Source organism: Duganella sp. Leaf126, from assembly GCF_001423125.1.
Lineage (GTDB): Bacteria > Pseudomonadota > Gammaproteobacteria > Burkholderiales > Burkholderiaceae_D > Rugamonas.
Genome location: NZ_LMNW01000033.1, coordinates 272,968 through 279,524 on the forward strand (window position 1 = coordinate 272,968; position 6,557 = coordinate 279,524).

4 protein-coding genes are annotated in these 6,557 nt (G+C 59.7%); 2 read left to right on the forward strand and 2 right to left on the reverse strand.

Features of this window, described 5'->3' with window-relative positions:
• The first annotated feature begins 13 nt into the window (after window positions 1-13).
• Window positions 14-1,438: a bifunctional UDP-N-acetylglucosamine diphosphorylase/glucosamine-1-phosphate N-acetyltransferase GlmU gene (gene glmU, locus ASF61_RS19250; RefSeq protein ID WP_229205930.1), complete on the forward strand. Its 1,425-nt coding sequence runs from the start codon at window positions 14-16 to the stop codon at window positions 1,436-1,438.
• 460 nt (window positions 1,439-1,898) lie between these two features.
• Here the strand turns inward: glmU and ASF61_RS19255 are convergent, their stop codons facing one another.
• Complete coding sequence (locus ASF61_RS19255; RefSeq protein WP_056159649.1) at window positions 1,899-2,351, reverse strand: Lrp/AsnC family transcriptional regulator; 453 nt, start codon at window positions 2,349-2,351, stop codon at window positions 1,899-1,901.
• A gap of 139 nt (window positions 2,352-2,490) precedes the next feature.
• On the opposite strand from ASF61_RS19255, the gene glmS reads away from it, so the two are divergent.
• The gene (gene glmS / locus ASF61_RS19260) at window positions 2,491-4,320 is read left to right on the forward strand and encodes a glutamine--fructose-6-phosphate transaminase (isomerizing) (RefSeq protein ID WP_056159653.1); all 1,830 of its coding nucleotides are present in this window, start codon (window positions 2,491-2,493) and stop codon (window positions 4,318-4,320) included.
• 428 nt (window positions 4,321-4,748) lie between these two features.
• Here glmS and ASF61_RS19265 read toward each other — a convergent pair whose 3' ends face one another.
• Window positions 4,749-6,473, reverse strand: a complete 1,725-nt coding sequence (locus tag ASF61_RS19265; RefSeq protein ID WP_229205931.1) for an ATP-dependent endonuclease — start codon at window positions 6,471-6,473, stop codon at window positions 4,749-4,751.
• Window positions 6,474-6,557: the final 84 nt, after the last annotated feature.

A 6,557-nucleotide genomic window follows, 5' to 3' on the forward strand; every position in this document is an offset into this window, starting at 1 on the left:
CCAAGTGGTATTCATGAACGATGCGAAGGTAGTCAATCCGAATATGGTCAATGCAAACGTCGTCATCCTGGCCGCCGGCATGGGCAAACGCATGCAGTCGGATTTGCCGAAAGTGTTGCATCCGCTGGCGGGCAAGCCGCTGCTCGCGCATGTGCTCGACACGGCGCGCAGTGTCTGCAGCGGTCGCGGCCTGTCCAAAGTATGCGTGATTTATGGTCATGGCGGCGCAGCCGTGCAGGCGCTGCTGGCGCAGCAGCCGCAAGCGGTCGCCACCGCGCGCCAGGAACAGCAGCTCGGCACCGGTCACGCGGTCATGCAGGCGCTGCCCGAACTCGACGACAACGCCCCCACCCTGATCCTGTACGGCGACGTGCCGCTGACCACGGCCGCCTCGCTGCAGGCGCTGCTGGCTGCCGCCGGCAACGACAAGCTCGGCATCCTGACCGTGGTGCAGGACGATCCGACCGGTCTCGGACGCATCGTCCGCGCGGGCGGACCCCATGGCGCCATCACCCGCATCGTCGAGCAAAAGGATGCGACCGAGGCTGAACGCGCGATCAAGGAAATCAACAGCGGCATCCTGGTCGTGCCGACCGTGCAACTGAAAAAATGGCTGGGACAGCTCGACAACCGCAACGCACAAGGCGAGTACTACCTGACCGACATCGTCGCCATGGCCGTGGCTGATGGCGTCGAGGTCGTCTCGGCCCAGCCGGCCGCCCAGTGGGAAGTGGCCGGCGTCAACAGCAAGGTGCAGCTGGCCGAACTCGAACGCATCCACCAGCGCAACATTGCCCAGCGCCTGCTGGAACAGGGGGTGACCGTGCTCGACCCGCAGCGCCTCGACGTGCGCGGCGAACTGACCTGCGGCCGCGATGTGACCATCGACGTCGGTTGCGTGTTCGAAGGCAAGGTGGAAATCGGTGACGGCGTGCACATCGGCGCCCACAACGTGATCGTCAACAGCCGCATCCTGGCCGGTGCCAGGATCAAGCCGTTTTGCCACATCGAAGAGGCGGTGGTGGGTGAGGTGTCCGTCATCGGTCCGTACGCGCGCCTGCGCCCCGGCACCGTGCTGGCGGAAGACGTCCACGTCGGCAATTTCGTCGAAATCAAGAACGGCCAGGTGGCCGCGCACAGCAAGGCCAATCACCTGGCGTACATCGGCGACGCCACCATCGGCGCGCGCGTCAACATCGGCGCCGGCGTGATTACCTGCAATTACGACGGCGCCAACAAGTTCCGTACCGTGATCGAAGACGACGCCTTCGTCGGCAGCGACAGCCAGCTGGTGGCGCCGGTCACCGTGGGCCAAGGCGCCACCATCGGCGCCGGCACCACACTGACCAAGGATGCCCCGGCCGGCAAGCTGACCGTCTCGCGCCCCCGTCAGGTGACGATCGAGAACTGGACCCGCCCGGTCAAGCTCAAGAAGTAATCTCCTGCGCGCCTGGGCCCAGGCGCGCTTGTTCATGTGGATAAAGCTGTGTACAGCCAGTGTGCAAGCGGTGTGCAATGGGGGGATAAGTGCCGCCCCGTCACCGGTTGCCCTCCTCGTCAGCTGGTCGGCGCTCTTCTATTCCGCCAAGCATGTAACTTCCGGTATGTGTGTATAACCCTGTGGGCAAACACCCGGATAACCATGGCATAAGCCAGGGATAACTCTGAATCAGCGCTGTCTCGCGCTATTCGCCAGCTAAACGCTTGTGGGTAACACTGTGGACAAGCGCGGTACAGGTGGTGAGTAAGTCCGGTCGCTGTGCTAACTGTCGGTTGGCAGCGGATCCACGGTGCTTGCTGTGTATATCTCTGTGGGCAAGTACCTGAACAAGCGCGTGACAACGGCGGGATAAGCCGGTGGACAACCGCTGGACAGGCTGTGAAAATCGTGTGGAAGACTACACCGCCACCCGGGTGTCGAACTTGCTGCGGAAGGTAGAAAAATAGGCTTTGACGTTGCGGACATTGGCGTGTGCGGCAAACAGGCGGTGCGCCAGTGCGTGATAGGCCGGCATGTCGGCGACCTGCACGATCAGCACGAAGTCCGGACCGGGCGCGACCCGGTAGCATTGCAGCACGGCCACCTCGGAGGCCACCAGCGCTTCGAACGCGTCCATGCGTTCAGCCGCCTGCACGTCGAGCGAAATTTCCACGATCACGGTCAGGCTGGGGCCGATTTTTTCCGGGTCCACCAGCGCCACCCGGCGTGCGATGACGCCGCTATCGGTCAGGTGTTTGACCCGCCGCAGGCAAGTCGGCGGCGACACGTGGACCGCCTGCGCCAGCTCGCTATTGGTCTGCGACGCATCAAGCTGCAGAGCGTTGAGAATGCGACGATCGATCTCATCCATAAAATTCCGGTCTTAAATGAAATAATATTTCATACTATCACAGGTATGAAATAATATTTCATTGATTAGGATAATAAGAAAGCATATTTCATCGGTTCTCTTCTAGGATGAGTCCTTCACCTAATTGCAGAGGTTTCCCATGTGCGGCATTGTCGGCGCGGTAGCGCAACGTAATATCACCCCGATCCTGATCGAAGGCTTGAAGCGGCTCGAATACCGCGGTTATGACTCGTGCGGCGTGGCGCTGCATGTCGATGGGCAGTTGCAGCGCTCGCGCAGCACGTCGCGCGTGGCCGACCTCGAACAGCAGATCGCGCAGACCCACCTGCACGGTTTCACCGGCATCGCCCATACGCGCTGGGCCACCCACGGCGCCCCGGCCACCCACAATGCCCACCCCCATTTCTCGCCATCGGCCGACCTGGCGCGCATTGCGCTGGTCCATAACGGCATCATCGAAAACCACGACGAGCTGCGCGCGGAACTGACTGCGCTCGGCTATGTGTTCCAGAGCCAGACCGATACCGAGGTCATCGCCCACCTGGTCGATCACCTGTACAACGGCGACCTGTTCGAGACCGTGCAGCAGGCTGTCAGGCGTCTGACGGGCGCCTACGCCATTGCCGTGTTCGCGCGCGAAGAGCCGCACCGCGTGGTGGCTGCGCGCCAGGGCTCGCCGCTGATCGTCGGCGTGGGCCAGGGCGAAAACTTCGTTGCATCCGATGCCATGGCGCTGGCCGGCACCACCGACCAGATCGTCTACCTCGAAGAGGGCGATGTGGTCGACCTGCAGCTGGGCCGCACCTGGATCGTCGATGCCCACGGCAAGCCGGTCCAGCGCGAGGTGAAAACCGTCCATGCCCATACTGGCGCCGCCGACCTGGGGCCGTATCGCCACTACATGCAGAAGGAAATCTTCGAGCAGCCGCGCGTGATCGGCGACACGCTCGAAGGCGTCATCAGCATCATGCCCGAGCTGTTCGGCGACGGCGCCCACGCCGTGTTCAAGCAGATCGACCGCGTGCTGATCCTGGCCTGCGGCACCAGCTATTATTCCGGCCTGACCGCCAAGTACTGGATCGAATCGGTGGCGAAAATCCCCGTCAACGTCGAAATCGCCAGCGAATACCGCTACCGCGACAGCGTGCCGCACCCGAACACGCTGGTCGTCACCATTTCCCAGAGCGGCGAAACGGCCGACACGCTGGCCGCGCTCAAGCACGCACGCAGCCTCGGCATGGAACACACGCTCACGATCTGCAACGTGGCCACCAGCGCCATGGTGCGCGAATGCAAACTGGCCTACATCACGCGCGCCGGCGTGGAGGTGGGCGTGGCGTCCACCAAGGCCTTCACCACCCAGCTGGCCGGCCTGTTCCTGCTGACGCTGACATTGGCGCAGGTGAACGGCCGCCTGGACGACGAACAGGAAGCGCAGCACCTGAAAGCGATGCGCCACCTTCCTGTCGCGATCGCCTCGGTTCTGGCGCTGGAACCGCTGATCATGGCCTGGGCCGAAGACTTTGCGCGCAAGGAAAACGCCCTCTTCCTCGGTCGCGGCATGCACTACCCGATCGCCCTCGAAGGCGCGCTGAAACTGAAAGAGATTTCCTACATCCACGCCGAAGCCTATCCTGCCGGCGAACTGAAACACGGTCCGCTGGCGCTGGTCACCGAGGAAATGCCGGTGGTCACGGTGGCGCCGAACGACGCCCTGATCGAAAAGCTCAAATCGAATATGCAGGAAGTGCGCGCCCGCGGCGGCCAGCTGTACGTGTTCGCCGACGTCGACTCGCGCATCACGTCCGGCGAAGGCGTGCACGTGATCCGCCTGCCCGAGCACTACGGTTTGCTGTCGCCGATCCTGCACGTGGTATCGCTGCAGTTGCTCGCCTATCACACGGCGCTGGCAAGGGGAACCGATGTGGACAAGCCGCGCAATCTGGCCAAGTCGGTGACGGTGGAGTGAGGTGGTGTCGGGGCGCTTGACTGGTATTCCTGCTCATTAAAGTCGTAAATGGTTCATCAAAGTCGTAAATGAGCCATTACAGTCGTAAATTGTGTAGGTGAACCAAGACCGCCAGCACGTCCGCGTGCGTCGTCGCTGATCATAGTGTTGGCGCCGACGCCATATAGACCCACAGCACCGATTGCGCTTGACCCAGGCGTCGCCAAGGAAATCCGCACTGAGCCTACGTTTGCGCGAATTCACTGTGGTCAACGAATCTCGGTGCCTGGGTTAATTTAACGTTGGTGCCAACACTTAAATGTATCGAGGCTTCTTTCCGGCTGTTCAATTCAGCATTGGGTAATCCGTCGCCCGCCGCCTATGAATGGAAAATGGCAGCACACCAACCTATCGTTGTGTCCAGAATTATTTGACCACAGCAGGCCTGACTATTTACTTTTCACTTTGACCAGGATCTGCATAAGCATCTCTGGCACCGCTCCCTCGGCCTTGAGTGTTGCTGTCCGGTACGCGAGTTGATTCTTCGCGAGACTGATACCTGCGGCAGCCTCGACGTTATTGCATGCAGTGATCCATTCTATCCAGTTCGCCGATAGGAACGCTTCAAGATGATCCTCAAAGATCGCTATCTCGTCGCCAACGAAAGCACATGGAAAATCCTCTTCAGCGAGGTCGAAGTACTTCAATAACACTCGATTCGCTGTCACATGGCCCACTCTCTCGGCATCAATCTTGTTCTGCGCCTTCCCATTTGCCTTCGCACGGGCTTCAAACCCGCCATCCGCATCGAAGAGCGCATAGACCGGTATACCGATCGACGTCAGGATCGCATGTGCGAGTGGGATCGATGTTTTTCCTCCTACGGGGACGACAGAGACGCCAGCGGCCTCAAGCGAGCCAAGAGTTGTTTTATCACCAATGCCGTAGAACACTGACGACTCTGTCGTGCCTTCCACGAGGAAAGCCCGATGCGCGAAAAGCGCCACGGAAAGCTGATTCGCAACGATGCCATCGAGCTGACGCTCAACTGTATCGGCGCTCAGTATTCCATTCAGCCTGGCCTTCACGTCATTGAGTGTAGCGCTGTGGACAGTAACTACAGGAGTCTCGTCCGACGACCTAGTTAGCCGCCTTACTTGGTTGAAATGTCGCGCCTCAAGGAAGTAGGGACTATGAGTCGCGTAAGTCACTTGGATGCGCTTACCTGCGTCTTCGGCGAGCGACCGGAGTACTTTCGCGAACGTATGGGCCTGGATCGGGTGCTGATAGAGTTCCGGCTCTTCGATCGCCAAGCAAATGATACCCTCTGCCGATGCTGCACCTGACTGCGCCAAGAGCTGGAGCGCCGAGATCAGAAGTGTGCGCTGAAAGCCATGTCCTTGGCGTTCCACGGCAGTCTCGGTTGTGCCATCGCGTACGGCTATCTGGAACGTGGTTCGAGGGGCCTTGAGTTCCACCTCTGTAGGGGAAACCGTGATAGCCCGACCAGGGGAATAGGACGCGACGACTCCGTTTAATTTCGCCGACATTGCTTCAAGCTGTAACTTGAACTTCTCGTCGTAGACTTCTTGTTGCTTAGCACGTGATTCCTCTACGATCTTCGCGATCTCCTCATCGGCAGCAGCACGATCAACTGAACGCTCAAGGATTCGACCGATAATGCTCGACTTCCCGTCAATCGACTCTTCGCTCGCCCGAAGGTCGGCAGTCACCAGGACGAAATCGAAAAGGCCACTCATCTTCCCGCCGCTGTTGAAACCGAAGAAGTTGGTTTGTAGGGACTCTGGCGCTTCGACAAGCTGGTCGGTGTGATCGGCTTCCCAGGTCGTCATAGCTTGGTTGGCAGCCTCGACACTGCTCCAAGCTGGGAGAGCAAGCGATGAATTTGAGCTTCGCAGGTCGTTGTAAGAGGCTTTTTTGTCGGCCGCTGATGTCTTAGCGCGGATAGTGTTGAACGGTGCGTAGTTCTTTGAGTTCGCAGATAGGCTTTCAGCCCCGTCTGGGCCGCGACGCTTCCAAGCAGTGAAGGTAGTGACCCCTGCTGGAGCGTACTTGCCAAGTTCAGCCCGATCCTTTTCGGTGAGCTCAGCGAATGTGACTTGAACCTCAATATCTTCGTCAATTGCCTCGAACGAACTGAATCGCCACGACAATTGTAGACACTCCTGAGCCATAATATCGGACCCAAGGAGAATGTATGAGTGGCAAGCGGTACACAGAAGAATTCAAGATAGCAG

Bases quoted from the DNA above. Each gene is read 5' to 3' on its own strand.
- glmS (WP_056159653.1), top strand. From the start codon at position 2,491: ATGTGCGGCATTGTCGGCGCGGTAGCGCAACGTAATATCACCCCGATC.
- ASF61_RS19255 (WP_056159649.1), bottom strand. From the start codon at position 2,351: ATGGATGAGATCGATCGTCGCATTCTCAACGCTCTGCAGCTTGATGCG.
- glmU (WP_229205930.1), top strand. From the start codon at position 14: ATGAACGATGCGAAGGTAGTCAATCCGAATATGGTCAATGCAAACGTC.